Source organism: Saccharothrix sp. CB00851 (assembly GCF_001905065.1).
GTDB lineage: Bacteria > Actinomycetota > Actinomycetes > Mycobacteriales > Pseudonocardiaceae > Actinosynnema.
The window spans coordinates 283,732-308,898 of sequence record NZ_LWLC01000045.1 but is presented as its reverse complement, the minus strand read 5'-3'; the positions used below and the strand labels follow the sequence as shown (position 1 = coordinate 308,898).

Genomic DNA, 25,167 nt, shown 5'->3' with positions numbered 1-25,167 from the left:
CCCCCCAGCCCGGAAGGGCATGAGGGGTTGCCGCGCGGACCTGGCTGTCGAGGTCTGCGCGGCTAGCTAAGGAGCAGGCGGGCCTTGCTCATGTCGTCAACGGTATCAGCGCAGCGCAAGCGCGATGAACCGGGTGAACTCCTCGGCCGCGAAGTTGTCGTCGCTGACCAGCAGCAAGGTGCGCTCGCCGGTGGGCAGGGGCGGGCCCCAGGTGAGGCCCTCGACGTTGTCGATCACCCTGCACCGTCGGGGGAGAACGCGGTCGCCGGGTCGACCCGGATCTCCTCGGTGCGGCCGTCGCCCGGCGACGGCGGCGAGTAGGTGCCGTCGTCCGCGAACCGCAGCGCGTGCGGCAGGGTCGTGTGGCCGAGGAATCGGACGGCGGGCGCGGCGGAGGCGGCGGGCGCGGCCGAGGCGAGCGCGGCCGCCACGTAAGATCGAATTCTCGTGGTTGCGAGCTTCCCGAGCGGGCCGTGCCGTCCGGAAGGACACCTTCGGGTGAAGCCGGGGCTGGTTCGACCAAGATCGAAGGAGCGGCCTACCCTCGTCAGGGTGAACATCGTGCTGCCTGTGGTGCTGGGTCTGATCGGTGTCGCGTTCGCGACGATCGGCTTCCTCGGCGTGCGGGGCCGACTGCACCGCAACCGCTTCTTCGGCGTGCGGACCAAGGCCTCGCTGCGCGACGACGAGGCGTTCGCGCTGGCCAACAAGATCGCCGGGGTGCCGAACGTGGCCGCCGGTGCGATCGCGCTCGTGGCGGCCGTCGCGGCGGCGGTGAACCCGTCGTTGGCGCTGGTCGTGGGCCTGGTCGCGCTGGTCGGCAGCGTGGTGGTCGCGAGCGCGGGCGGCGTGCTGGGCCACCGGGCCGCCGAGGCGATGCCCGAGCAGGCACCGGCCGGTTGCGGCGGCTGCGCGTGCTCCGGCGCCGGCGGCGGCTGCAGCGTCCTGAGCCGGGCCTAGTTCCTGCGGATATCGGTCGGGAAGGTCGCCATCAGCGCCGTCGGCATGCCCTGGCGGCGCAGCACCCGACCCCACAGGTCGACGTTCGGCGGGGTGAGCACGTCGTCGGGCAGGCCCTTCACCACGATCCAGTCGCCGCGCGCGATCTCGTTGCCCAGCTGGCCCTCGCCCCAGCCCGAGTAGCCCGCGAACACCCGCATCCCGCGCACCTTCGCCACCAGCGCGTCCGGGTCGGCGTCCAGGTCGACCAACGCCACCGGACCGTGCACGCCGACCACACCGTCGAGTGACGCCAGGTCCTCGCCGGTGCGCAGCGCGGCCAGGCACAACGCCGTCTTCTGCTCCACCGGCCCGCCGATGTAGACGGCCTGCGGCCTGGTCACGTGCGGCCCCCACGCGGGCAGCACGTCGTGGACCGCGACCTCGCTCGGGCGGTTCAGCACCACGCCGAGGCTGCCTTCCTCCCGGTGGTCGATGACGTAGACCACGGTCCGCAGGAAGTTGGGGTCGATCAGGGTCGGTGCCGCGACCAGCAGGGAACCCGGTTCGACGTCGGCATCAGGGCGCACACCACGCATGATCCCAGACAACGCCGTCGGTCCCGGCGACGCAGCGCGCGGACGGCACGCCACGCGGCGCCGGCGCCGGGCCGGAACATCCGGGTTACCGTGTTCGTTGTAGTGACCGTCAGGCGCCATCGAGTCCCCCGGGCCCACTGAAACGCCTACGCGGAATACCGTCCGGCTGGAGCCGCGTAGTGCCACCCGCCGAGAGGCGACCGGGCGCCTGGCACCAGGGAGGCCGGACCCCACGCGGGTCCGGCCTTCGTGGTTCGCGGGTGCGGAGGCATAGGCTCACCACCGTGACCACTGCCGGCACCACCGCGGCGAAGCACCACCTCGGTGTCCGGAGACTCCTCGCACTGGCGGACTTCCGCAGGCTCCTGGCCTCCCGGCTGGCCGCCCAGTGGGGTGACGGCCTGTTCCAGGCGGGCCTGGCCGGCGCGGTCCTGTTCAACCCCGAGCGCCACGCGGACCCGCTCGCCGTCGCGGCCGGGTTCGCCGTGCTGCTGCTCCCGTACTCCGTGGTCGGACCGTTCGCGGGCGCCCTGCTCGACCGGTGGGACCGCCGCCGGGTGCTGGTGGTGGCGAACCTCACCCGTGCGGTGTTCGTGCTGCTCACCGCGGCGGCCGTCGGGCTCGGCCTCGACGGGGTGCCGCTGTACGCCTCGGCGTTGTTCGTCACGGGGGTGAGCCGGTTCAGCGGCTCGGGCCTGTCCGCGTCGCTGCCGCACGTCGTGGCCGGTGACCACCTGGTGGAGGCGAACGCGTTCGTCACCACGCTCGGCGCGTTGACCGCCGTGCTCGGCGCGGGGTGCGCGGTGGGCCTGCGGTCCGTGTTCGGCTCCGGTGACGGCGGTTCGGCTTGGACCACGGCGTTCGCCCTTGCGGGGTCGCTCGGCGCGGCTTTCCTGGCCTCCCGCTTCGCGCGTGGCGCCCTCGGACCGGACGAGGTGGACGAGCCCAGCCGGACGGTCACCGCGGTGGCCCTGGGCCTGCTGGACGGCGCACGGGCGGCGTGGCGCGCGCCCAGCGTCGCCGCCGCCCTGCTGGCGCTGCTCGCGCACCGGCTCGCGTTCGGCGCTTCGCTGCTGCTCACGTTGCTGCTGATGCGCAACACGTTCACCGACTACGGGCCGTTCAAGGCCGGGATGGCGGGGCTCGGCGAGGTCGCCGTCGCCGGCGGTGCGGGCATCCTGCTGGCGGGACTGGTGACCGACCGGGTGGTGGACGTGCTCGGCCGGCGCGGCACGGTCTGCGGCGCGCTGCTGCTGGCCGCCGCCACCCAGCTCGGCCTCGGCCTGCCCATGCTGCTGCCCACCATCCTGGCCGCGTCGTTCGTGCTCACGTTCGCGGGCCAGGTGGTGAAGCTGTGCGTGGACGCGGCCGTGCAGGGCGACATCGGCGACGAGGTCCGCGGCCGGGTGTTCGCCCTGTACGACACGCTGTTCAACGTCACGCAGGTGGCAGCCGTCACCGCCGCGGCTGCCGTGGTGCCCCTGAGCGGTCGGTCGCCGGGCCTGGTGCTCGCCGCGACGGCCGCCTACCTGCTGGGCCTGCTGGGCTACCTACTCTTGATCAAGCGCTCAGCACCACACCACTGACCACCCGTCCCGCGAGGTCGCGTCGATCGTTCGCGACTCATTTCCCGGCGATCACGCTCTTCGATCGTCGGGAAATCAGGCGCGAGCGGTCGACTTCCAGGCGACCTCGCCGCCGTCTGCGGAGCAGCGGCCATGTCACCGCGGTAGTGGCAGGCGGATGATCCCCGTCTCGTGCGCGTAGACCACGGCGGCCATCCGGTCCCGCAGGTTCAGCGCACGCAGGATCTCCGACACCACCGCCCCCACCTGGTGCTGGCTCAACGCCAGCACCCGCGCTATCTCGTGGTCCGCGAGCCCCCTGGCCAGGCAGCGGAGCACGGCCCGCTGCCGGTCGGACAGCTCGTCCAGCCCTTGTGCCCGGGTGCCCCCCTCGGACAATCCCCAAGCGTTCATACGACACCACCCCCAGTGCGCGTCTGACGCACACAGTCATGGTCCCGCAACAGGCTGTCACTGGCCAAGCCCAATGTCCGAGATTGGTCACTTGGTGTTAGTCACGCGGTGGCTGGAGACCCTCCGCGCGGGCCCACTCGAGCAGTTCCGCGACGGCCTCGTCGTGGTCGAGCGGACCGCGGTCCAGGCGCAGCTCCTTGAGGAACTTCCACGCCTTGCCGACCATCGGCCCCGGTGGCAGGCCCAGCAGCCGCATGATCTCGTTGCCGTCGAGGTCCGGCCGCACGCGCTTGAGGTCCTCTTCGGCGGCGATCCGCTCGATGCGGCGCTCCAGGTCGTCGTACGTGCGCTGCAGCGCGTTGGCCTTGCGCCGGTTGCGGGTGGTGCAGTCGGCGCGGACCAGCTTGTGCAGGCGGGTGAGCAGGTGGCCCGCGTCGGTGACGTACCGGCGCACCGCCGAGTCGGTCCACTCGCCGCTGCCGTAGCCGTGGAAGCGCAGGTGGAGGTACACGAGGTCGGCGACGTCCTCGATGATCTCCTTCGAGTACTTCAGGGCGCGCAAACGCTTGCGGACCATCTTCGCGCCGACCACCTCGTGGTGGTGGAACGACACGCCCCCGCCCTCCTCGAACCGGCGGGTGTCCGGCTTGCCGATGTCGTGCAGCAACGCGGCCAGCCGCAGCACCAGGTCCGGCTCCGGGCCGTCCTCCAGGTCGACGGCCTGCTCCAGCACGACCAGCGAGTGGTGGAACACGTCCTTGTGCTGGTGGTGCTCGTCGATCTCCAGCTTCATCGCGGGCAGCTCGGGCAGCACCACGTCGGCCAGCTTCGCGTCGACCACCAGCTCCACGCCCGCCCGCGGGTGCGCACCGGTGAGCAGCTTGGACAGCTCCACCTGCACGCGTTCGGCGGTGATGCGGGTCAGCTCGCCGGACATGGTCGCCATGGCCTCCAGCACGCGGGGCGCGACGGTGAAGCCGAGCTGGGACACGAACCGGGCCGCGCGCAGCATCCGCAGCGGGTCGTCGGAGAACGATTCCTGCGGGGTCGCGGGTGTGTCCAGGACCTTGGCCCGCAGCGCCTCGCGCCCGCCGGTCGGGTCGATGAGCTGCCGGTTCACCACGTCGTAGGCCATCGCGTTGACGGTGAAGTCGCGGCGGACCAGGTCGCCCTCGATGCTGTCGCCGAAGGTGACCTCGGGGTTGCGCGTCACGCCGTCGTAGCTGTCCGCGCGGAACGTGGTGATCTCGACGGTCTGCCCGTACTTGGTCGCGCCGACCGTGCCGAACGCGATGCCGGTGTCCCAGATCGCGTCCGCCCAGCCCTTGAGCAGCGCCATGATCCGCGGCGGCCGGGCGTCGGTGGTGAAGTCGAGGTCGCCGGACAGCCGCCCCAGCATGGCGTCCCGCACGCTGCCACCCACCAGGTACAGGCGATGACCGGCTGCGGCGAAGCGGGCGGCCAGTTCCTCGGCGACGGGGAGGGCGCTCAGCAGTTCCACCACGGCATTGTCCTGCTCGGGGGAAGTGGCGGCGGGTGCGATGGGTCCGGACACGAGGATCCAGCCTACTGGTCACCCGCCCGCGGTCCGAACGAGTTGACCGCACAGTTGATCACCACCCGCCACCGGGCTGTCACGTCCGGTAATCGCTGGTCGCCACTACCATCAGGGCATGCCCCAGTCGTCCGGTCGCTCCGGCGGTCCCAAGCCGAGGCGCCGGAACCGGCGCCGCGGTCGCCGGCTGAAGACCGTCGACGAGACCTCGGCCGGCGGACTGGTGCTGGACTTCGAGCAGCACGTCGCCGCGATCATCGGGCGGCTGGACCGGCGGGGCCGGTTGTTGTGGTCGCTGCCGAAGGGTCACATCGAGGCCGGTGAGACCGCGGAACAGACCGCGGTGCGCGAGGTCGCCGAGGAGACCGGTATTCATAGCAGGGTCCTGCGCCCACTCGGCTCGATCGACTACTGGTTCGTCGCCGAGGACCGGCGGGTGCACAAGACCGTCCACCACTTCCTCCTGGAAGCGCTGGGCGGCGAGCTTTCCGACGAAGACGTGGAGGTCACCGAGGTGGCGTGGGTGCCCCTTGGCGAGCTGGACGACCGGCTCGCCTACGCGGACGAGCGTCGACTGGTGCGCCGAGCCGCCGAACTGCTCTCCGAGTACCAGACGGACGGAGCGGAGTCGGCGTGAAACGGCTGCTGTCCGCACTCGCGGCGGCGGGGATGCTCCTCGTGGCGACGGCGTCCGCGGCACCCGCCGCACCCGTCGACGGCGGGCGGCTGCCCGTCCGGCCCGCGCCGGCGACCCAGGTGTGGGCGACCAAGGCGCTGTCCAGCCAACCGGGCCAGCAGTCCCAGGTGTGGCTGCGCCTGGACGTCGAGGAGATGACCCCCCGGGTGGTCACCGCCGACGGGCCCGACTCGATCACCATCTCCGGCAAGGTGGTCAACGTCGGCGACCGGTTCATCGAGGACATCGAGCTGCGACTGGAACGCGGACAGCCACTGACCAGCGAGGACGAGGTCCGCCAGGCGCTGCGCGAACCGACCGACGCGGAGTTCGTCCAGCCGAACTTCACACCCGTCACCGACCGCCTGGAACGCGGCGAGTCCAAGCCGTTCACGCTCACCGTGCCCCTGCGCGGCACCGGGGCCACCTCGCTGCGGATCACCGAGCCGGGCGTCTACCCGATCCTGGCCAACATCAACGGCGTCCCCGACTTCGGCGGACGTGCCCGGCTGGCCGCGCTGAGCACCCTGCTGCCGGTGCTCGCGATGCCCGGCGGCCAGGCGCCGACCCCGCCCGAGAACCCCGCCAAGCTGACCCTGCTGTGGCCGCTGGCCGACCGGCCGCGCGTCGTCACGGCGAACCCGCTCGTGCTCACCGACGACGAGCTGGCCGGTTCGCTGACCATGGGCGGGCGCCTGTACGGCCTGCTCATGGCCTACGAGTCGGCGCTGAACGGCCCGCTGGGCACCGGCGTGTGCCTGGCCGTCGAACCGGACCTGCTGCGCACGGTCGAGGCGATGACACAGGGCTACCAGGTGCGCGGCCAGGGTGAGGGCAAGGGCAAGAGCGCGGCCGAGCTGTGGCTGAACCGGCTGCGCCTGCTGGTCGCCGGCCGGTGCGTGATCGCGCTGCCGGACGCGGACGCCGACGTCGTCGCGCTGTCCCGCGCCGAGCTGACCGGCCTGGTCGACCTCTCCCTCGCCGGTGCCGAGGTGGTCCGCCGGGTCCTCTTCGTGCAGCCGACGCAGGGCCTGGCCTGGCCCGAGGACGGCGTGCTCGACCAGCCGACGATGGCGAACCTGACCGCCCGGGGCGTCACGTCCCTGGTGCTGGACCAGTCGGCGGTCGCGGGCACCCCCGGCACGGGGCCGGTCCGGTTCGACGCGCCGGAGGGCAAGCAGGTCACCGCGGTGCGCATCGACGGCATGGTGTCCGACGCGTTGCGCGGCGCGGCGGCGACCCGTCCGGTCGCGGGCGTGACCACGCCGATCGAGACCCGTCCCGTGTCGGTGCAGAACGCGCTGGCGGCGCTCGCGTTCCAGACCGGGTTCCAGAGCACCGGGCAACACGTGGTCATCGCGCCGCCGCGCCGGTGGAACGCGCCGACCGGCGAGGTCGACACGTTGCTGCGCACGACGAACTCGCTGGTCGCGGGCGGTTTCGCGACGCCGTTCGGGCTGGAGGCGCTGCTGGCGGCACCGCCGGAGCACACGGCCGCGTTGAGCTACCCGGTCGAGTCGGGTGCCCGCGAGGTGCCGCCGACCGTCACCGCCGCGGTCTCCGACTCGTGGCTGCGGTTGCACCACCTGTCGGAGTCGATGAGCCAGCCGGACGCGGCGTCCGCCGAGCCGGGCGACCTGATCGACCCCGTGCGGCTGACGCTGCTGCGCGCGGTGTCGGGTGCGTGGCGCGGCGACGAGGACGGGGCGCGCGCCGCGCTGGCGGTGGGCCGTGAGCAGATCGCCGGGCTGCAGGGCCTGGTCACGGTGACCGAGCCGAACAGCCCGATCCTGCTCGGCTCCGGTGACAGCCCCATCCCGCTGTCCATCAAGAACCGGCTCGACGTGCGGATCACGGTGCGGATCGTGATCGAGGACACGCCGGGCATCGTGGCCAAGGACCTGACCGACATCGAGCTGCCCGCGCGTGGCGACCGCCTGGTGCGGGTACCGGTGGAAGTGCAGCGGTCCGGGCGGTTCCCGGTGCACGTGCGCCTGGTCACCACGAGCGGTGTGGAGCTGGGGGAGCGGGCCCGGTTGGAGGTGTCGTCCTCGGCGTACGGGACGATCACCGTCGTCATCACGTGCCTGGCGGGCGCCGCGCTGGTGCTGCTGTCCGCCCGGCGCATCTACCGTCGGGTGCGTGCCGCGCGGGCCGCGAGCGCGCAGGTGCCGAACGACGCGAGTGGGGTCACGCCGCCGGAGAGGTCGAGCACGAGTTGAGCGGAACGAGCACGGTGACGCAGGAGCAGCAGCCGCAGGGCCCGTCGTTGGCGCGCGCCGGCGGTTCGATGGCCATCGCCACGATCGTCAGCCGCGCCTCCGGGCTGGCGTCCAAGCTGCTGTTGCTGGCGATCATCGGCATCGGCGTGGTCAACGACTCCTACCAGGTCGCCACCACGCTGCCGACGATGATCAACGAGCTGCTGCTGGGCGGCGTGCTGACCAGCGTGGCCATCCCGCTGCTGGTGCGCGCCGAGAAGGAGGACGGCGACGGCGGCGAGTCGTACGCGCAGTGGATGATCACCATGTCCGCGGTGGTCCTCGGTGTCGGCACGGTCATCGCGATCGCGTGCGCGCCGCTGCTGACGGCCTTGTTCATCGGCTCGTCGGAAGCCAAGCCTGAGCTGGTCACCGCGTTCGCGTACCTGGTGCTGCCGGGCATCGTGTTCTACGGGCTGTCCGCGCTGATCAGCGCGGTCCTCAACACCCGGCACGTGTTCGGCCTGCCGACGTGGGCGCCGGTCCTCAACAACGTGGTCGTGATCCTCACGCTGGGCGTGTACTGGCTGATGCCGGGGGAGATCTCGATCGACCCGGTCGAGATGGGCCAGCCGAAGCTGCTGGTGCTCGGCCTCGGCACGATGCTCGGCGTGGCGGTGCAGGCGTCCGTGCTGATCCCCGCACTGCGCCGGACCGGGTTCCGGTTCCGCTGGCGGTGGGGCTGGGACCGGCGGCTGTCGGAGTTCGGCGGCCTGGCGTTCTGGGTGCTGCTGTACGTGGCGCTCGGTTTCGTCAGCATGGTCGTGCTGACCAGGGTCGCGACGCACGACCGCGGTGCGATCACGGTCTACAACATGCAGTGGTTGATCGCCCAGGTGCCCTACGGGGTGCTCGGCGTGTCGCTGCTGACCGCGCTGATGCCGAAGATGAGCCGCGCGGCGGCGGCGCACGACACCGACGCGCTGGTCGGCGACCTGGCGTTCGGCAACCGGATGTCGTCGATCCTGCTGATGCCGTTCAGCGCGCTGATGACGGTCGGTGGCGTGTCGATCGGCTTGGCGGTGTTCTCGCTCGGCGCGTCCGGGGTCGAGGGCGGCGAGTCGATCGGGACGGCGCTGGCGCTGTCCGCGTTCGGGCTGGTGCCGTACGCGATCACGTTGCTGCAGCTGAGGGTCTTCTACGCGTTGAAGGACGCCCGGACGCCGACGCTCATCCAGGCGATCATCGTGGTGGTGCGGATCGGCCTGCTGTACGGGTTCCTGGCCATCTCGCCGCCGGACAAGCTGGCCGTCGGCGTGTCCATCGCGATGTCGCTGAGCTTCGTGGTCGGCGCCCTGGTGGGGCAGCTGTGGCTGCGGCTGCGGCTCGGCCGGCTGCGCACCGGTTACACAGCGTGGACGATCTGCCTCACGGTCGTGGCGTCCGCGATCGCGTTCGGAGCAGCGACCGGCCTCGCGTGGCTCGCCGTCGAGGTGCTGGGGATCGAGTCCCCCGTGGCGGGTGCCTGGGTCGAGGTGGTGATCCTGACGCTCGTCGGGCTGCCGTTGAGCTTCCTGCTGCTGGCCCTGTTCCGGGTACCCGAAGTAAAGCCGGCGATCGCCAAGATCAGTCGTTTGGTGGGGCGCCGATGACACCTGTGACGCGACACGGTCACGTACCCTCGGCCCCGTGAGCAGCGGTCCGATCCACAACACCTCGCTGGTGCCCGGCGGGGTGATCGGCGACGGCCGGTACCGGCTGCTGGCGCGGTCCGGTGTGGACCGCCGGTGCGACGCGCACCTGTGGCGGGCCAGGGACGGCCAGCTCAACCGGGACGTGGCGCTGACCGTGCTGGTGGGCGACCCGGCCGACCACGCCGCCGCGGCCCGGGCCAAGCGGACCGCCGAACGCGCGATGCACGCCGCGAGCTTCACCCACCCGGGCGTCTCCCGGGTGATCGACGTGTTGACCCCCGGTGCGGGGATCAGGCTCGACGAGGGCATCCTCGGCATGATCGTGGCCGAGTGGACCCAGGGCACCGACCTGCTGGACCTGGTCGCCGAGGGCCCGCTGCCCGCGGGCGCGGCGACGCGGCTGCTGGAACCGCTGGGCGCGGCGATCGAGGGCGCGCACCACGCCGGGCTGGTGCTCGGCGCGGACCACCCGCAGCGCATCCGCGTGACGGCGGACGGCAGGCTGCGGCTGGCGTTCCCCGGACCGCGGCCGGACGCGATCGCCCGTGACGACGTCAAGGGCCTCGGCGCGATCCTGTACCTGCTGCTGACCGGCAAGTGGGCGCTGCCGAACGGCCCGGACGGCGTGCCCGTCGCCCCGACGGGCCCGGACGGCTCGGTGCTCGCGCCGAGCGCGCTGCACCCGTACGTGCCGCACGAGCTGTCGTCGGTCGCGGTGCGCAGCCTGGAGGACACGAGCGTCGGCGGTATCCGCACCAGCGCGGCGATCCTGCAGGTGCTCGACCAGATCGCCCAGTCCGAGGCGCAGACCGCGCTGATCCAGCCGGTCCCCGACGACGCGGCGGACGACGGCGCGGTGTGGACCACGCAGCGCCCGGTCCGCGACAAGGACCACAAGCGCAAGCTGATGATCAGCGTGGCGGTGCTCGCGGTGGCGACGCTGGCCGTGATCGCCTGGCTCGGCGCGCAGATCGTGAACTTCTTCAGCGACGAGCCGTCCGGCGGCGGCGGGCCGACGGTGGTGATCGGCCAGTCCACCGCGCCGGGGCAGAGCGGCCAGCCCGCGCCGCCCGCGCCCCAGCCCGCCGGTCCCGTGCAGCCCGCGTCCGTCGGCGTGTACGACGTGACCAACCAACCCGACAACGCCAACCGGGCCAACCGGGCGGTGGACGGCAACCCGACCACGGTGTGGCAGACCGAGAACTACTTCCAGCCGTTCCCGGCGCTCAAGCCCGGGATCGGGCTGATGGCGGGCTTCGCCGAGCCGGTGAAGCTGTCGTCGGTGACGATCACGTCGCCGAGCGAGGGCACGGTGGTGGAGATCCGCGTCGCGGGTGCGCCCGGCGCGCCGCTGCAGGAGACGAAGGTCATCGCGACGGCGACCCTGTCGGCCGGGCAGACCCAGATCCAGTTGACCGACCACGAGCCGACCCAGCACCTGCTGGTGTGGATCACCAAGCTTTCCGGCGGCGGCAAGAACAACCGCTCCGAGGTCGCGGAACTCGTCTACACCCGCGCGCAGTAGCGCTCAGGTGCGGGTCGCGTAGTCGCCCAGCGCCGGTTCGAGCAGGTCGAAGACCCGTTCGGCCGAGCGGGTGACGGTGGCCGCGATGTCGGCGTTGTCGTGCCCCTCGACGGTCAGCCGGAGCACTTCGCCGAACAGCAGCCGGTGCACGGCGCCGAGCTGGGCGGCGGCGGCCCTGGGCGTGATGTCGTCCGGCTCGGCGGCGGTCTCCGCGGTCAGGGTGGCGGCCAGGGCTTCCTCGCGTGCGTCGTGCAGTTCGCGCAGGCGCGCGGTGAGGGTGGGGCTGTCGACGATCATCCGGGCGAACGGCAGGCCGGAGAACCCGATCACCGGGTCGTGCCGGGCCGCGGCCTCCAGGAACGCGGTGCGCAGCGCCGCCAGCGCCGACTCGCCGACGCCCCGGTCGGAGACCGTGCGGGCGAGGCCCGCGGTGAACTCCTCGTGCTGGTCGAGGGCCAGGTCCTCCTTGCGCGCGAAGTAGTTGGTGACGGTCTTCTTGGCCACCCGCGCCGCCTCGGCGATGTCGGCGATCGTCGTCTCCTCGAACCCCCCTTCGATGAACAGCCGGGTGGCGTGGTCGGAGATCGCCTGCCGGGTCTCCTGCTTCTTCTGCTCACGCAGGCCGGTGTTGGTGCTGGTCATGGGATTAGCCTCGCAGATTTTTACGTCGGGTGCAAACTTCTCCTTGACGTTTCATACTATGAGACTACAATTACTCCCGTAGCAAGCACCGCAGAGGAGACTCGCTTGATCACCAAGTCCACGCTGTCGCTGAACGTCGACGACGTCACCGCGTCCAGCACCTTCTTCACCACCCACTTCGGCTACACCGAGCAGATGGCCGCCGACGGCTTCGCGTCGCTGGCGCACGCCGAGGCGGTCGACATCGTCCTGCTGCGCCGGGGGATCGAGGTGCTGCCCGAGGGCTTCCGCGACCAGCACGCCGCCGGGCTGATCGTCGCCTTCACGGTCGCCGACCTGGCCGCGGAGCACGACCGGCTCCGCGCGGCGGGCGTGGAGATCACCATGCCGCTGCGCGAGGAACCGTGGGGCGAGCGCCTGTTCCAGGTGACCGACCCGAACGGCGTCATCGTGCAGCTCGTCGAATGGGTGAAGTTGTGACGCGCGGTCGTGACGGGCGGGTGTCGGGGCGCACGACACTCGCCCGTGCAGGTGAACGGAGCGGGATCGCCGCTCCCCGCGTGCAGTAGCCCAGGCCACCGGAGTGGGGTTGTCGGTGACCGATAGGCTCCCGGCGTGACCGCCGCAGCCAGCTCGGACGCAGACCTCATCACGGCGCACGCCGCGGGTGACCCGCACGCCTTCTCCGAGCTCGTGCGCAGGCACCGGGATCGGATGTGGGCCGTCGCGCTGCGCACGTTGCGCGACCCCGAAGAGGCCGCGGACGCGCTGCAGGAGGCGTTCATCTCGGCCTTCCGCGCGGCGGCGAGCTTCCGCGCCGAGTCCCAGGTCACGACCTGGCTGCACCGAATAGTCGTCAACGCCTGCCTCGACCGGATGCGCAGGCGACAAACCAGGCCGACCGTGCCGCTCCCCGAGGCGGGCCCCGGTGAACCGGTGGCGCCCAGGGACGCGATGGCCGAGCGCGAGACCCGCCTGGTGGTCCAGGCCGCCCTCAACGAGCTGCCCGAGGAGCAGCGCGCCCCGATCGTGCTGGTCGACGTGGAGGGCTACTCCGTCGCCGAGACGGCCCAGCTGCTGGGCATCGCGGAGGGCACCGTGAAGTCGAGGTGTGCCCGCGGGCGGGCGAAGCTCGCCAAAGTTCTGGGACACCTCCGGAACCAGAGTGCAGATGCGAACGTCCCAGTGAACGATGTGCAGGTGCAACAGGGACGTCAGTTGGAGGAACGATGACCGGCAATGCGCGGCGTTCAGGGCCGCCGTGGTCCGTCGACCTGCTGGCTGATCTGCACGCGGGGGCTCTGGACCCGCGGACCGAGGCCGAGTTGAGGCCGCTGGTCGAGAACGACCCCGAGGCCCGCGAGATCCTCGCCGCCCTCGACGCGACGCTCGAAGACCTGCACAACCTCCCGCCGATCCCCATGCCGCGCCACGTGGCCGAGCGGATCGACGCGGCCCTCGCCGAAGAGGCCCGGCCCACCGCACCCGTGGTCGACTTCGCGCAGGCCAAGGCACGCCGCGCCAAGCGCCTCGGCTGGGGCGCGGGGCTGCTCGCCGCGGCGGCCGTGGCCGTCGGCGTCGCCGTGGTCGCGATCCCACGGGACAACACCGCGGGTGACGGCGGTATGGCGCAGCAGGACACGACCACGAACACGCCAGTCACCGGCAGCGCCGACCTGCCCGCCGTGCGCGACCAGAACTTCGGGCCGGTGTTCGGCGACGTGCTCAAGGCGCAGAACTACGGACCGCTGGAGAACCAGGAGCAGCTGGCCGACTGCCTGCGCGGTGCGAACATCACGGCGGGCAAGCCGCTCGGGGTCAGCCCCATCACGCTGGACGACAAGCCGGCCGTGATGGCGATCCTGCCCGGGGGTACCCCCGGCGCGTACCGGATCGTGGTGGTCGACCCCCAGACCTGCGGGCCCGACAACCCCGACGGCGTCCTGGCGAACAGCACGATCGAGCCGTAGTCGGGCCGGGTAGCCCAACTCACCTCGACGGTGCGGAATTACCGCACCCTACGATCCGTTGTGCGAAGTGCCGGGCCGGGTGATCCAGGTCCGTCAAGCGACTAACGGAGGTCGAGGGTGTCGGACGTTCGGAACCTGATCGTCGTGGGATCGGGGCCCGCCGGGTACACCGCGGCGGTCTACGCGGCGCGTGCCCAGCTCGAACCGCTGGTGTTCGAGGGCTCGCAGTACGGCGGCGCGCTGATGACCACGACCGAAGTCGAGAACTACCCGGGTTTCCGCGACGGCATCATGGGCCCCGACCTCATGGAGCAGATGCGGGAGCAGGCCAAGCGCTTCGGCGGCGAGCTGCGCGCCGAGGACGTCGAGGAGCTGGAGCTCGACGGCCCGGTGAAGTACGTCACCGCGAACGGCAAGCGCTACGCCGCCCGCGCGGTCATCCTCGCCATGGGCGCGGCGGCGCGCTACCTGCACGTCCCCGGTGAGCAGGAGCTGCTCGGCCGCGGCGTGTCGGCCTGCGCCACGTGCGACGGCTTCTTCTTCCGCGACCAGGACATCGCGGTGATCGGCGGCGGCGACTCGGCGATGGAGGAGGCGACGTTCCTCACCAAGTTCGCCCGATCGGTCACGATCATCCACCGCCGCGAGGAGTTCCGCGCCTCCAAGATCATGCTGGAGCGGGCGCGGAACAACGAGAAGATCAAGTGGCTGCTGAACGCCGAGGTCGTCGAGGTGCTGGGCCAGGACGCGGGCACGGTGTCCGGCGTGAAGACCCGCGACACCCGCACGGGTGAGGTCACCGAGCACCCGTTCACCGGATTCTTCGTCGCCATCGGCCACGACCCGCGCAGCGGGCTGGTCAAGGGCCAGGTCGAGCTGGACGGCGAGGGCTACGTCCAGGTCGTCGGCCGCACGACTCACACGAACGTGGACGGCGTGTTCGCCGCGGGCGACCTCGTCGACCACACCTACCGCCAGGCGATCACCGCCGCCGGGTCCGGCTGCGCCGCCGCGATCGACGCCGAGCGCTGGCTGGCCGAACACGGGACCACGGAGGCCGCCGTCACCGCCGAGCACGTGGGCGGTGGCTACAGCGAGCCCGTCTCCACCAGCTGAACCCCACCTTTTTCCGAGGGAGAAAACGACATGGCAGGCACCCCCGTGGTCACGTCCGCTAAAACGTTCGTCGAGGACGTTCTGACCAGCGAGAAGCCGGTACTGGTCGACTTCTGGGCGACCTGGTGCGGCCCGTGCAAGATGGTCTCGCCGGTGCTCGAGGAGATCGCCGCCGAGAACCCCGACAAGATCACCGTCGCGAAGCTCGACATCGACGCCAACCCGTCGATCGCGCGGGACTACCAGATCATGTCGGTGCCCACCATGATCTTGTTCCAGGGCGGCAAGCCGGTCAAGCAGATCGTCGGCGCCAAGCCCAAGGCCGCGCTGCTCAAGGACCTCGCCGACGTCCTCTGAGTGCAACCGACCGGGTGACCCGTCCGTCTCTACGGAAGACGGACGGGTCACTCGTTTGTGGAGCCGTGACCACTCGCAGTAGCCCCGTCCGTGGCATCGGCGCGAGCAAGGCACAATAGGGCGTCAAGTTCGCGTCGACGGATGTCGGCGCCTTAGTGAGCGAGGGGTGCATGCTGCTACTCCGCCGCGGGGATTTCGGTCCGGACGTCGCCGAGGTCAGGGCAACGCTGACGAAGCTCGGTCTGCTGTCCGATCCGCAGCCGTCCCAGGTGTTCGACCTGCCGGTCGAGCACGCGGTGCGCGCTTTCCAGCAGCAGCGGGGTCTCATCACCGACGGCGTCGTCGGCCCCGCCACCTACCGCGCGCTGCGCGACGCGACGTACCGACTCGGCGACCGGCCGCTGGCGTTCCTCATGGCGCAGCCGGTGACCGGTGACGACGTGTTCGCGTTGCAGGAGCGCCTGCTGGAGCTGGGTTACGACGCCGGGCGGGCCAACGGCGAGTTCGGTCAGCAGACCGAGCAGGCGTTGCGGAGCTTCCAGCGCGACTACGGCCTGATCGTCGACGGCATGTGCGGCCCCGACACGGTTCGCGCGCTGCGCCAGCTGCAGCCCAAGGTGCGCGGCGGCCGGCCGGTGTTCCTGCGCGAGCAGGAGCGGGTGCGGCGGGCAGGGCCGAGGCTGTCCGGCAAGCGGATCATCATCGACCCGGGTCACGGCGGCGAAGACCGCGGTGTCGTGGTCGACGGCGTGTCCGAGGCCGACGTCATGCTCGACCTGGCCAGGCTGCTCGAGGGCAAGATGGCCGCCACCGGGATGGAAGCCCTGCTCACCCGTGGGCCGAACCACAACCCGGACGAGGGTGAGCGGGCGCGGTTCGCCAACGAGGCGGGCGCCGACCTGATCCTGTCCCTGCACGCCGACCGCAACGCCTCGCCGCTGGCGTCCGGGGTGGCGACGTTCCACTTCGGGACGGGCAACGGCACGTCGTCCACGGTCGGCGAGGCGCTGGCCGGGTTCATCCAGCGCGAGATCGTCGCCCGGACCGGCATGCTCGACTGCCGCACGCACCCCAAGACGTGGGACATGCTCCGGATGACCCGCTGCACGGCGGTCCGCGTGGAGGTCGGCTACCTGACCAACGCGGGCGACCGCCAGCGGCTGGCGAACCCGTCGTTCCGCGACGTGGTGGCCGAGGGCATCCTGGTCGCGGTGAAGCGCCTGTACCTGCTGGGCAAGGACGACCAGCCGACCGGCACGTTCACCATGGACGACCTGCTGCGCCATGAGGTGGCCACCGGCAAGATCCGCTGACCAACCGGCGACGACTTGCCAGGACTTCTGAATAAGTTCAGAATTGAGCCATGACCACCGAGGTGCAGTGGAGCCAGCTCCAGCGCGACCCCAAGAGCGTCGCCGCCCTCGCCGACGAAGGTGATGTCCGGGTCCGCCGCCGTGACGGGGCGGATCTCCTCCTGACCAGGGAAGACCGGGTGCTGTCCGCGTCGGAGGGCTCGGTCGCGGCGGCACGGGCACTGCGGAACGTGTTGGTGCACTTGCCACACGATGTCGCTGCCAACGCCTTGCTGGACGAGTTCCCGTGGGTCGACGTCCTGCCGGACGAGGAGAAGGCCGAGTTCGTCGCGGATTTCGCCCGCGCCTTCCAGGCGTCCGCCGAGCTCGGCGAGTGGTCGGTGTTGGCCCAGACGGTGAGGGAGTGGCGCAGTACCGCCGCCATCCACGCGGACCCGACCCTCGCCGCTCGACTTTCCGGCCCGCTGAACGACGACTTCGGCCAGGTCCCGGCACCGACGGAGAGCTGAACATGCCTGCGAAGCGCGGCGATCGGGTGGCACCGCCCGGCCGCCCCGGACACTGGGAGGCTCGCTTCGCGACGTCCGAGGCGGCCAAGGGCTGGGAAGACCTCTGCCAGGCCGCCCGGTCGAACACGTGGGAGGCGTGGATCGTGCTCACCGAACGCCCGACCACGCCGGAGAACGCAGCCCGACACCACCGGCTCAAAGGCGCGTTCGCCACCAGGGAGATCGGCGGGCGGACGCTCGTCCAGTGGCAGTACGAGGTGACCGCCGGTGGGCGGATCTGGTTCTGCCCCGACCCGGACAAGCGCGTGGTCTGGGTCGTGTCGGCGAGCACGGGTCACCCGAAGGCCACCGAGTAGGCCCGCCTACCAGCCCGTCAGCACGTCCAGCACCTCGGCGACGGCGTCCTCGTCGTCCGCGCGGTTCTGGGCGCGCAGGTCCAGCATCAGGTCGGTCAGCTCGTCCACCAACTGCTCGGCCGGAACGCCCTCGGCCTGCCACCCGTCGAGCAGTGTGCGAATCTTCACGAAGTCCCGCGAGCCCTCGATGATCGCGAGTACCTTGCGCTGGATCTCCACCCCCACGTCCACAAGTCGATCTTATTGGCCGGCGCCGCCCGGTGAGGAGCACGATGGAGTTCTACCGCCTCGAACCCGAGGTAGCCGGCGCGCTGGAAGAGGGGACCGTGATCGACGCCGCGGCCCACCCGCCGCGCATCGAAGCGGTGCACTACGAGATCACCGACTGGGCGGGTGACGACCTGATCGAGGCGTTCCCCGTCTATCTGGTCACCGACGACCTGGCGGACACGCTGGTCGACAGCGGCTTGGACGCCTTCCGCATCCGCCGGGCCACGGTGACCCTCTCCGACGACGCGCAGGAGATGCTGGAGGGCAAGGAGCTGCCCACCTTCCACTGGCTCGAGGTGACCGGCCAGGCCGGGGTGGACGACCTCGGCGTCACCGACCAGGGGCAGCTGGTCGTCAGCGAGCAGGCGCTCGACCTGCTGCAGGGCGGCACGCTGGAGAACTGCGAGATCGACCGCTTCTAACGGGCGGGCATCTCCCACGGGATGCCCGGCAGCACGTGCCCGGTCTCCAGCAACGACTTCAGGTTCGACAGCACCGCCGCCCAGCCGGACGCCGCGGCCGCGCGTTCCGCCTCGTCGGCCAGCCCGGTGTGCGTCACGGTCAGCCGCACGATCCGGCCGTACTCCTCGATGCGGAACGTCACGGTGGACGTCACCTCCGGCGTCGCCGGGTCGGCCCACGTCGTCACCAGGCGGCGCGGCGGGTCGGCCTCGACGACCTCGCCCACCACGTCGTCCACGCCGGACCCGTCCGCGCGCCGGTGCGCCCAGCTCGACCCCACCTGCCAGTCGGAGACGTTGTGATGGCCCCAGTACCGCGCGGTCACGTCCGCGTCGGTCAGGGCCTGCCACACCCGTTCGGGCGTGCTCTCGATGTACGTCACGTACACGAACTCCGGCTTCACCGGATCCTCCGCTCGTCGTTTCACGTCGCTGAGCAGCCGCAATCGCGGCCTCTCGAACTTGTCGATCCACCGCTCCTGCACCTCGTGCAGCGGCACCGGGTTGAGGTAGTGCAACTTCTCCCGGCCGCGACGCACGGTGCTGACCAGGTTCGCCGCCTCCAGCACGGCCAGGTGCTGGGTGACGGATTGCCTGGCCATGCCCAGCCGGGCGCACAGCTCGCCGAGGGTCTGGCCGTTCTCCTCGTGCAGCCGGTCCAGCAGGTAGCGGCGGGTCTCGTCGGCCAGGGCTTTGAACACCTTGTCCACACGGCACGTTATGCAGGCAATTACCTGCATGTCAACCCACACCAATAAAACCCCAGGTCAGGGGCACATCAAACAGGCTTGAAACTCGGCTCGGCGGACGCCGTCGACACCGAAACGGAGTTCAGCAGCCGCTCCAACGCCGCCTCGACGTCTTCCTTCCACGACGACGCGCTGCGCAGCTCCAACCGCAACCGCGGCCAACGGGGATGGGGGCGGACCGTCTTGAAGCCCACCTGCAGCAGGAAGTCGGCCGGCGTGACGCAACCGGGCCCGTCGACGTCCGGCCGGTTGTCGCCGAACGCCTCGATCGCCTTCACGCCACGACGCGTGAGGTCCTTGGCCACCGTCTGCACCAGCACCCGCCCGAGACCGCCACCGCGGAACTCCGGCAACACCTCGAGCCCGGTCATCAGCACCGCGTCGGGGCTGGCAGGCGAGGTGGGGAACGCCAACGACCTCGGCACGGCCGCGGGCGGCGCATAGAACACGGAACCGGCGGGAATCCCGTCCAGGTAGATGATCCGACCGCAGGAACCCCACTCCAACAGCACGCTGGAGACCCAGGCCTCCTTCTCGAACTCCGTGTCCCCGAACTCCTCGGCCTGCTCCTTCAGGTGCGGCGCGAGCTCCCAGAACACACACGTCCGACTGTGCTTGGAGAGGTGCTCCAGGTTGTCCAAGGTGACGCCCACGACACGACGCGACACCCGGACCTCCAAGCCCCCGAACACATCCCCTCACGAGGATAGGCGGATGTGACCCCCGCCCGGAAGGCAGATGCCCCGAACGGGACGGCCGTTACACTCGGGTGGGAACAAACCCGCCGGTAACGCCCACCTACGGAGTTTCCCGTGAACCTACCCGGACAGCCTCCCAAGCAGGGAGCCAGAAGCCTCGATCCCCACCTGCGCCGGTACGCGGCGCGGACGGCGGGCATGACGGCATCGGAGATCCGGGCGCTCTTCGCGGTGGCGAGCAGGCCTGAGGTGGTGTCCCTGGCGGGGGGGATGCCACACCTGGCAGCACTGCCGCTGGACTCCCTCAGCGCGGAAGTGGCCGACGTCGTCGCCACGGAAGGCCTGGTCGCGCTCCAGTACGGCAGCGCGCACGGCGTGCCCGAGCTGCGCGAGCAGATCTGCGACGTGATGGCGCTGGAGGGCATCAACGCCCACCCGGACGACGTCGTGGTGACCGTCGGCTCCCAGATGGGCCTGGACATGGTCACCCGGATCTTCTGCGACCCGGGTGACGTCGTGCTGGCCGAAGGCCCGTCGTACGTCGGCGCCCTCGGCTCCTTCTCCGCATACCAGGCCCAGGTCGTCCACGTGGGCATGGACGCCGACGGCCTCATGCCGGACGCCCTGCGCGAAGCCATCGCCTCGGTGGAACGCTCCGGCCGCCGCATCAAGTTCCTCTACACGATCCCGAACTTCCACAACCCGGCCGGCGTCACCCTCGCCGTGCAGCGCCGTGCCGAAGTCCTGGAAATCTGCCGCACGCACGGCATCCTCGTGGTCGAGGACAACCCGTACGGCCTCCTGGGCTTCGACGGCGTCACCTACCCGGCGCTGCGGTCGACCGACCCGGACAACGTCGTCTACCTGGGCTCTTTCTCCAAGACCTTCGCCGCCGGCCTCCGCGTCGGCTGGGTACTGGCACCGCACGCCGTCCGCGAGAAGCTCGTCCTGGCGGCCGAGTCGGCGACCCTGTGCCCGCCGACCCTGAACCAGCTGATCGTGTCGCGCTACCTGACGACGCACGACTGGAAGGGTCAGATCAAGACCTACCGCGAGGCCTACCGCGAACGCCGTGACGCGGCGATCTCGGCCCTGGAACAGCACATGCCGCTTGGTTCCACGTGGAACAAGCCGAACGGCGGCTTCTACGTCTGGGTGACCGTTCCCGAAGGCATCGACACGAAGGCCATGCTGCCCCGCGCCATCACCCAACGCGTGGCGTACGCGTCGGGCACCGGCTTCTACGCCGACGGCCTGGGCAGCCGCCAGCTCCGCATCTCGTACTGCTACCCCACACCGGAACGCATCCGCGAGGGCGTGCGGCGGCTCGCGAACGTCATCAAGGACGAGATCGAGCTGCACGAGACCTTCGGCCCCACCGTCGGCCGTGCCGTCTCCGGCCCGCACAGCCCTTCGCCCGACACCGCTTGATCAGGAGTAGAAGTTGTCCAACCGCTGGGTCGCAGTCCTGTCCGGGGGCCTTTCGCACGAGCGGGAGGTGTCCTTGCGATCCGGTCGCAGGCTGTCCGCCGCACTGCGCTCGGTCGGCCTGGTCGTGGAGGAGTGGGACGCCGACGGCAACCTGCTCACCCGATTGAAGGAACATCGCCCTGACGCCGTCGTGGTCGCCCTCCACGGCGGCGAGGGCGAGAACGGTTCCGTGCAGACCATCCTGGAACTGATGGACGTCCCGTTCGTCGGCACGGACTCCCACGCCTGCCGCCGAGCCTGGGACAAGCCGACCGCCAAGGCCGAACTGACCCGAGCCGGCCTCGCCACCCCCGAGTGGGCCGTACTGCCGCACGCCACGTTCCGCGAACTCGGCGCCCAACCGGTCCTCGACGCCATGGTCGACCGCCTGGGCCTGCCACTGATGCTCAAGCCTGACCAAGGCGGCTCGGCCCTCGGTGCCCACGTGGTCCGCGACGCCACCGAACTCCCCGCCGCCATGGTCGGCTGCCTCGCCTACGGGAACACGGTCCTGGCGGAACGCTTCGTCGAAGGCGTCGAAGTGGCGGTGACGGTCATCGACGGCCCCGACGGCCCGAAGGCCCTGCCCCCCGTCGAGATCGTCCCGGCAAACGGCATCTACGACTACACCGCCCGCTACACCGCCGGCCTGACCGACTTCCACGCCCCGGCCCGCCTCGACGAGAAGGCCGCCCAGGCAGTCGGCGAACTGGCCGTCTCCGCCCACCGCCTCCTCGGCCTCCGGGACGTCTCCCGCACCGACGCCATCGTCGCTCCGGACGGCACCGTCCACTTCCTCGAAGTCAACGTCTCACCCGGTCTCACCGAAACCTCGCTCCTGCCCATGGCCGTCGAGGCCGCCGGCGAGTCCCTCGGCACCATCTACGCCAACCTGATCGAGCGCGCCGTCACCCGTTAAACCCTCTCACCAAACCACCACGGCCCGTGCCCACAAGGACACGGGCCGTATTCATCACCGTGACATAAGGGCCGTAGGTGATCCCTTGCACCCAAAACGAATCCCTTTTGTCCGTTTCCAACCCCCAGCCACCTCACCGCCGCAACCCACCCTCATCTCACCCACATCGGACCCGCAGCCAGCCCACCGAGGCTCGATTTGACATGGGTTCGGGTGCTTTAGGCTGGTCGAAGCCGGCAGGCCTGGCGGGACGCTCTTCCCCGCCGGGCCTGCCGGCTTTGGCCTGCCTCCAGTGCCCGTAAGGGCCCCATGTCAAATCGAGCCGGACCCAACCACAGGCCCGCCATCAGAACACCGAGCCGAACCCAACCACCGAGCCGAGCCTCACCCCTGAGACCTCGGCGCCCCAGCCTCCGGCGACATGAGCTGAATAATCCGCTCAAGATCATCGACGGACCCGAACTCCACCACGATCCGCCCCTTCCGCTGCCCCAACTCGACCTTCACCCGCGTGTCGAAGTTGTCCGACAACCGCTCCGCCAGCTCCTGCAACCCGGGCGCCTGCATCGGCTTCCGCCGCACCGCCTTCGCCTTCGCCGGCTCCGCCCCCTTGGCCAGCGTCACCGCTTCCTCGGTCGCCCGAACCGACATCCCCTCGGCGACGATCCGGGCCGCCAGCTCCTCCTGCACCCCCGGATCCTCGACCCCGAGCAACGCCCGCGCGTGCCCGGCCGACAGCACCCCGGCCGCGACCCGCCGCTGCACCGGCAACGGCAGCTTCAACAACCGGATCGTATTGGTCACCACCGGCCGGCTGCGCCCGATCCGGTCGGCCAGCTCCTCGTGCGTCACGCCGAACTCCTCCAGCAGCTGCTGGTAGGCCGACGCTTCTTCCAACGGGTTGAGCTGGACGCGGTGGATGTTCTCCAGCAGCGCGTCCCGCAGCATCACGTCGTCAGCGGTCTGCCGGACGATCGCCGGGATCGTCTTCAACCCCGCCAGCTGGGTCGCCCGCCACCGCCGCTCGCCCATGACGAGCTCGTAGGTGCCTTCCCCGACCTCGCGCACCACGATCGGCTGCATCAGCCCGAACTCGCGGATCGAGTGCTCCAGCTCCCGCAGCGCCTCTTCGTCGAACACCTGCCGCGGCTGCTTCGGGTTCGTCCGGATCGAGCTGACCGGCAGCTCCTGGTACACCGCGCCGGCCACCTCCCCGGTCGGTGCGGCGGACGAGGGCGCAGGGGCGGACGTCCCGTTGGCCGACCCGTTGGAGCCCGACCGGGCCGACGAGGGTGCCGCCGGTGCGCCGGGCGGCGGGCCGCTCGGGATCAGGGCCGCGAGCCCGCGACCGAGGCCACCCTTGCGCTGTTCCGTCATGCCGACCCCATCTCCGCGCCGAACTCGGCGATCTCCCGTGCCGCGTCGAGGTAGCTCATCGCGCCCCGTGAGCCGGGATCGTAGGTGAGCACCGTCTGACCGAATCCTGGTGCCTCGGAGACCTTCACGCTGCGCGGGATCACCGTTTTGAGGACCGTGTCACCGAAGTGGCCGCGCACCTCGCTGGTCACCTGGTCGGCCAGCTTCGTGCGGCCGTCGTACATCGTCAGCAGGATGGTGGACACGTTCAGCGTCGGGTTCAGGTGCGCCTGCACCAGCTCGATGTTGCGCAGCAGCTGACCCAACCCCTCCAGCGCGTAGTACTCGCACTGGATCGGGATGAGCACTTCCTGCGCCGCGACCATCGCGTTGACCGTCAGCAACCCCAACGACGGCGGGCAGTCGATGAACACGTAGTCCGGCTTGATCGAGTCCAGCGCCTCCGGGCTCAGCGCCTCCTTGAGCCTCGACTCGCGAGCGACCATCGACACCAACTCGATCTCCGCGCCCGCCAGGTCGATCGTGGCCGGCACGCAGTACAGGTTGGGGGACTGGTTGCTGACCTGAGCCGCTTCCGCCACCGACAGCTCACCGATCAGCACCTCGTACACCGACGGCGTGCCGGAGCGGTGCTCGACGGCCAGCGCCGTACTCGCGTTGCCCTGCGGGTCGAGGTCGATGACGAGCACCTTGAGCCCGTGGATGGCGAGCGCGGCGGCCAGGTTCACCGTGCTCGTGGTCTTGCCGACGCCGCCCTTCTGGTTGGCGACCACCATGACCCGGCGACGGTCCGGGCGGGGGAGTTGGAGGGAGTCGGGGTGCAGGACGCGGGTGGCGCGTGCCGCTTCTTCCGCGATGGGGGTCCACACGGTGCTGTCTCCTGCCGGTTCCACGTTGTTTGCCAGGTTCGGGTCTGATGCCGGACGCAGCACTTCGCCCGCGCCCACCACACCTTCGGGCTCGGTTTCACGTGAAACACCGGCCGCTTGGAACACCGGTTGCAGGGGGTCGGGGTACACGTTCACCGATCCTTCCTTCTGCGACGCGCGCCTTCACGGCGGCTCGCCTGCTCATCGCGCTCCACGAGCACGACCGTCGTCGGCAGTTCGAGTACTTCGCCACCGCAGGTCGTGACGCGCGGTCGGATCCCTCCGGCCCGGCGCACCGCCTCGGCGTCGCGTTCCAGTTCTTCCGCGGCGCTCTCGCCCTTGAGAGCGACGAGACGTCCACCGGGACGGAGCAGCGGCAGGCACCACCGCGTCAGCCGCTCCAACGGGGCCACCGCGCGGGCCGTCACGACGTCGCTGTCGGACAGCTGCTCGCGCACCGGCGGCTCCTCGGCCCGGCCGCGCAGCACCGTGACCTTCAGCCCGAGCGCATCGACGCACTCGGTCAGCCACGCCACCCGACGCGCCATCGGCTCCAGGAGCGTCAACTCCAGGTCCGGCCGCGCAATCGCCAGGGGGATGCCCGGCAGTCCCGCGCCCGAGCCGACGTCCACGACTCGCGAGCCCTCCGGGAGCAGCTCCGCCACGACGGCCGAGTTGAGGATGTGGCGCTCCCAGAGCCGGTCGACCTCGCGCGGGCCGATAAGCCCGCGTTCGACGCCGTGCTCGGTGAGCAGTGCCGTGAAGGCGACCGCCTTGTCGTAGTGGTCACCGAAGACCTTCTTCGCGCGGTCTTCCACCTCTGCGGCCATGTCTCCGTCCGGGACGTTTCACGTGAAACCACACCAGACGCCGGCGGCAGCCGGGTGTGGGCGATGGGTTGGGCGTCTCGCCAAGGAGGCGAT

The 25,167-nt window shown here is 70.7% G+C and carries 28 protein-coding genes and 1 pseudogene; 17 read left to right on the top strand and 12 right to left on the bottom strand.

Annotated features, from left to right (window positions below):
- Positions 1–105: 105 nt before the first annotated feature.
- Both A6A25_RS43575 and A6A25_RS35760 read right to left on the bottom strand, forming a co-directional pair.
- A pseudogene (locus tag A6A25_RS43575) lies at positions 106–234 on the bottom strand (esterase-like activity of phytase family protein); the annotation flags it as partial.
- Entirely contained in the window at positions 234–431 is a 198-nt protein-coding gene (locus A6A25_RS35760; protein WP_073897840.1) for a hypothetical protein, read from the bottom strand. The gene A6A25_RS35760 and the pseudogene A6A25_RS43575, both read right to left, overlap by 1 nt.
- Positions 432–552: 121 nt before the next feature.
- Here A6A25_RS35760 and A6A25_RS35755 point away from each other — a divergent pair, with 121 nt between their 5' ends.
- Complete coding sequence (locus A6A25_RS35755) at positions 553–960, top strand: SdpI family protein (protein WP_083668926.1); 408 nt, start codon at positions 553–555, stop codon at positions 958–960.
- On the opposite strand, the gene A6A25_RS35750 is transcribed toward A6A25_RS35755, so the two are convergent.
- The gene (locus A6A25_RS35750; protein ID WP_073897838.1) at positions 957–1,538 is read right to left on the bottom strand and encodes a YqgE/AlgH family protein; all 582 of its coding nucleotides are present in this window, start codon (positions 1,536–1,538) and stop codon (positions 957–959) included. The two genes, A6A25_RS35755 and A6A25_RS35750, sit on opposite strands and share 4 nt — an antisense overlap.
- A gap of 284 nt (positions 1,539–1,822) precedes the next feature.
- Between A6A25_RS35750 and A6A25_RS35745 the strand changes: the two genes are divergently transcribed.
- Complete coding sequence (locus A6A25_RS35745; protein WP_073897836.1) at positions 1,823–3,124, top strand: MFS transporter; 1,302 nt, start codon at positions 1,823–1,825, stop codon at positions 3,122–3,124.
- A gap of 135 nt (positions 3,125–3,259) precedes the next feature.
- On the opposite strand, the gene A6A25_RS35740 is transcribed toward A6A25_RS35745, so the two are convergent.
- Together A6A25_RS35740 and A6A25_RS35735 are read right to left on the bottom strand one after the other, a co-directional pair.
- Positions 3,260–3,502, bottom strand: a complete 243-nt coding sequence (locus tag A6A25_RS35740; RefSeq protein ID WP_158073877.1) for a response regulator transcription factor — start codon at positions 3,500–3,502, stop codon at positions 3,260–3,262.
- A 112-nt stretch (positions 3,503–3,614) separates the two neighbouring features.
- Positions 3,615–5,072, bottom strand: coding sequence for a CCA tRNA nucleotidyltransferase (locus A6A25_RS35735; protein WP_241829085.1), 1,458 nt, complete (start codon positions 5,070–5,072; stop codon positions 3,615–3,617).
- Between the two features lie 118 nt (positions 5,073–5,190).
- Here A6A25_RS35735 and A6A25_RS35730 point away from each other — a divergent pair, with 118 nt between their 5' ends.
- Genes A6A25_RS35730 through A6A25_RS35715 form a run of 4 tightly spaced genes read left to right on the top strand, consistent with a single transcriptional unit; the run spans position 5,191 to position 11,168 of the window.
- Positions 5,191–5,709, top strand: a complete 519-nt coding sequence (locus A6A25_RS35730) for an NUDIX hydrolase (RefSeq protein WP_053714528.1) — start codon at positions 5,191–5,193, stop codon at positions 5,707–5,709.
- Positions 5,706–7,970, top strand: coding sequence for a DUF6049 family protein (locus A6A25_RS35725; RefSeq protein WP_073897830.1), 2,265 nt, complete (start codon positions 5,706–5,708; stop codon positions 7,968–7,970). Before A6A25_RS35730 ends, A6A25_RS35725 begins: the two co-directional genes overlap by 4 nt.
- A gap of 14 nt (positions 7,971–7,984) precedes the next feature.
- Positions 7,985–9,601 (top strand): murein biosynthesis integral membrane protein MurJ, encoded by a 1,617-nt coding sequence (gene murJ, locus A6A25_RS35720; RefSeq protein ID WP_241829084.1) that lies wholly within the window; start codon positions 7,985–7,987, stop codon positions 9,599–9,601.
- 37 nt (positions 9,602–9,638) lie between these two features.
- Complete coding sequence (locus A6A25_RS35715) at positions 9,639–11,168, top strand: protein kinase family protein (protein WP_073897828.1); 1,530 nt, start codon at positions 9,639–9,641, stop codon at positions 11,166–11,168.
- A gap of 3 nt (positions 11,169–11,171) precedes the next feature.
- On the opposite strand, the gene A6A25_RS35710 is transcribed toward A6A25_RS35715, so the two are convergent.
- Entirely contained in the window at positions 11,172–11,810 is a 639-nt protein-coding gene (locus tag A6A25_RS35710; RefSeq protein WP_073897826.1) for a TetR/AcrR family transcriptional regulator, read from the bottom strand.
- Positions 11,811–11,915: 105 nt separating this feature from the next.
- Here A6A25_RS35710 and A6A25_RS35705 point away from each other — a divergent pair, with 105 nt between their 5' ends.
- From A6A25_RS35705 to A6A25_RS46040, 8 genes are all read left to right on the top strand, one after another.
- Positions 11,916–12,290, top strand: coding sequence for a VOC family protein (locus A6A25_RS35705; RefSeq protein ID WP_073897825.1), 375 nt, complete (start codon positions 11,916–11,918; stop codon positions 12,288–12,290).
- Between the two features lie 135 nt (positions 12,291–12,425).
- Positions 12,426–13,043, top strand: coding sequence for an RNA polymerase sigma factor SigM (gene sigM / locus A6A25_RS35700; protein WP_073897823.1), 618 nt, complete (start codon positions 12,426–12,428; stop codon positions 13,041–13,043).
- Positions 13,040–13,780, top strand: coding sequence for a hypothetical protein (locus A6A25_RS35695; protein WP_073897821.1), 741 nt, complete (start codon positions 13,040–13,042; stop codon positions 13,778–13,780). The genes sigM and A6A25_RS35695 overlap by 4 nt, the downstream gene beginning before the upstream one ends.
- A gap of 117 nt (positions 13,781–13,897) precedes the next feature.
- Positions 13,898–14,896, top strand: a complete 999-nt coding sequence (trxB, locus tag A6A25_RS35690; RefSeq protein ID WP_073897819.1) for a thioredoxin-disulfide reductase — start codon at positions 13,898–13,900, stop codon at positions 14,894–14,896.
- A 30-nt stretch (positions 14,897–14,926) separates the two neighbouring features.
- On the top strand, positions 14,927–15,253 hold the full coding sequence (trxA, locus tag A6A25_RS35685) for a thioredoxin (RefSeq protein ID WP_073897817.1): 327 nt from the start codon (positions 14,927–14,929) through the stop codon (positions 15,251–15,253).
- A 170-nt stretch (positions 15,254–15,423) separates the two neighbouring features.
- Complete coding sequence (locus tag A6A25_RS35680; RefSeq protein ID WP_073897815.1) at positions 15,424–16,566, top strand: N-acetylmuramoyl-L-alanine amidase; 1,143 nt, start codon at positions 15,424–15,426, stop codon at positions 16,564–16,566.
- Between the two features lie 50 nt (positions 16,567–16,616).
- Positions 16,617–17,075 carry a DUF6247 family protein gene (locus A6A25_RS35675; RefSeq protein WP_073897813.1) on the top strand — a complete coding sequence of 153 codons (459 nt, stop codon included), beginning with the start codon at positions 16,617–16,619 and terminating at the stop codon, positions 17,073–17,075.
- Positions 17,076–17,077: 2 nt separating this feature from the next.
- Positions 17,078–17,431 (top strand): hypothetical protein, encoded by a 354-nt coding sequence (locus tag A6A25_RS46040; protein ID WP_073897811.1) that lies wholly within the window; start codon positions 17,078–17,080, stop codon positions 17,429–17,431.
- 6 nt (positions 17,432–17,437) lie between these two features.
- On the opposite strand, the gene A6A25_RS35665 is transcribed toward A6A25_RS46040, so the two are convergent.
- Entirely contained in the window at positions 17,438–17,662 is a 225-nt protein-coding gene (locus A6A25_RS35665; RefSeq protein ID WP_073897809.1) for a hypothetical protein, read from the bottom strand.
- Between the two features lie 41 nt (positions 17,663–17,703).
- Here A6A25_RS35665 and A6A25_RS35660 point away from each other — a divergent pair, with 41 nt between their 5' ends.
- Positions 17,704–18,123 carry a hypothetical protein gene (locus A6A25_RS35660; RefSeq protein WP_073897807.1) on the top strand — a complete coding sequence of 140 codons (420 nt, stop codon included), beginning with the start codon at positions 17,704–17,706 and terminating at the stop codon, positions 18,121–18,123.
- Here the strand turns inward: A6A25_RS35660 and A6A25_RS35655 are convergent.
- Entirely contained in the window at positions 18,120–18,872 is a 753-nt protein-coding gene (locus A6A25_RS35655; RefSeq protein ID WP_143193612.1) for an ArsR/SmtB family transcription factor, read from the bottom strand. The two genes, A6A25_RS35660 and A6A25_RS35655, sit on opposite strands and share 4 nt — an antisense overlap.
- 68 nt (positions 18,873–18,940) lie before the next feature.
- Complete coding sequence (locus tag A6A25_RS35650) at positions 18,941–19,579, bottom strand: GNAT family N-acetyltransferase (RefSeq protein WP_143193611.1); 639 nt, start codon at positions 19,577–19,579, stop codon at positions 18,941–18,943.
- A 144-nt stretch (positions 19,580–19,723) separates the two neighbouring features.
- Between A6A25_RS35650 and A6A25_RS35645 the strand changes: the two genes are divergently transcribed.
- Together A6A25_RS35645 and A6A25_RS35640 are read left to right on the top strand one after the other, a co-directional pair.
- Entirely contained in the window at positions 19,724–21,040 is a 1,317-nt protein-coding gene (locus A6A25_RS35645) for an aminotransferase-like domain-containing protein (protein ID WP_073897803.1), read from the top strand.
- A 13-nt stretch (positions 21,041–21,053) separates the two neighbouring features.
- Complete coding sequence (locus tag A6A25_RS35640) at positions 21,054–21,998, top strand: D-alanine--D-alanine ligase family protein (protein ID WP_073897801.1); 945 nt, start codon at positions 21,054–21,056, stop codon at positions 21,996–21,998.
- A 384-nt stretch (positions 21,999–22,382) separates the two neighbouring features.
- Here the strand turns inward: A6A25_RS35640 and A6A25_RS35635 are convergent, their stop codons facing one another.
- The 3 genes from A6A25_RS35635 to rsmG form a co-directional block, all read right to left on the bottom strand.
- Positions 22,383–23,375, bottom strand: a complete 993-nt coding sequence (locus A6A25_RS35635; RefSeq protein ID WP_073897799.1) for a ParB/RepB/Spo0J family partition protein — start codon at positions 23,373–23,375, stop codon at positions 22,383–22,385.
- On the bottom strand, positions 23,372–24,280 hold the full coding sequence (locus tag A6A25_RS35630; protein ID WP_053714692.1) for a ParA family protein: 909 nt from the start codon (positions 24,278–24,280) through the stop codon (positions 23,372–23,374). Before A6A25_RS35630 ends, A6A25_RS35635 begins: the two co-directional genes overlap by 4 nt.
- Positions 24,281–24,396: 116 nt before the next feature.
- A complete protein-coding gene (gene rsmG, locus A6A25_RS35625) occupies positions 24,397–25,074 on the bottom strand; it encodes a 16S rRNA (guanine(527)-N(7))-methyltransferase RsmG (RefSeq protein ID WP_073897797.1) in 678 nt (225 codons plus the stop codon).
- Positions 25,075–25,167 lie beyond the last annotated feature (93 nt).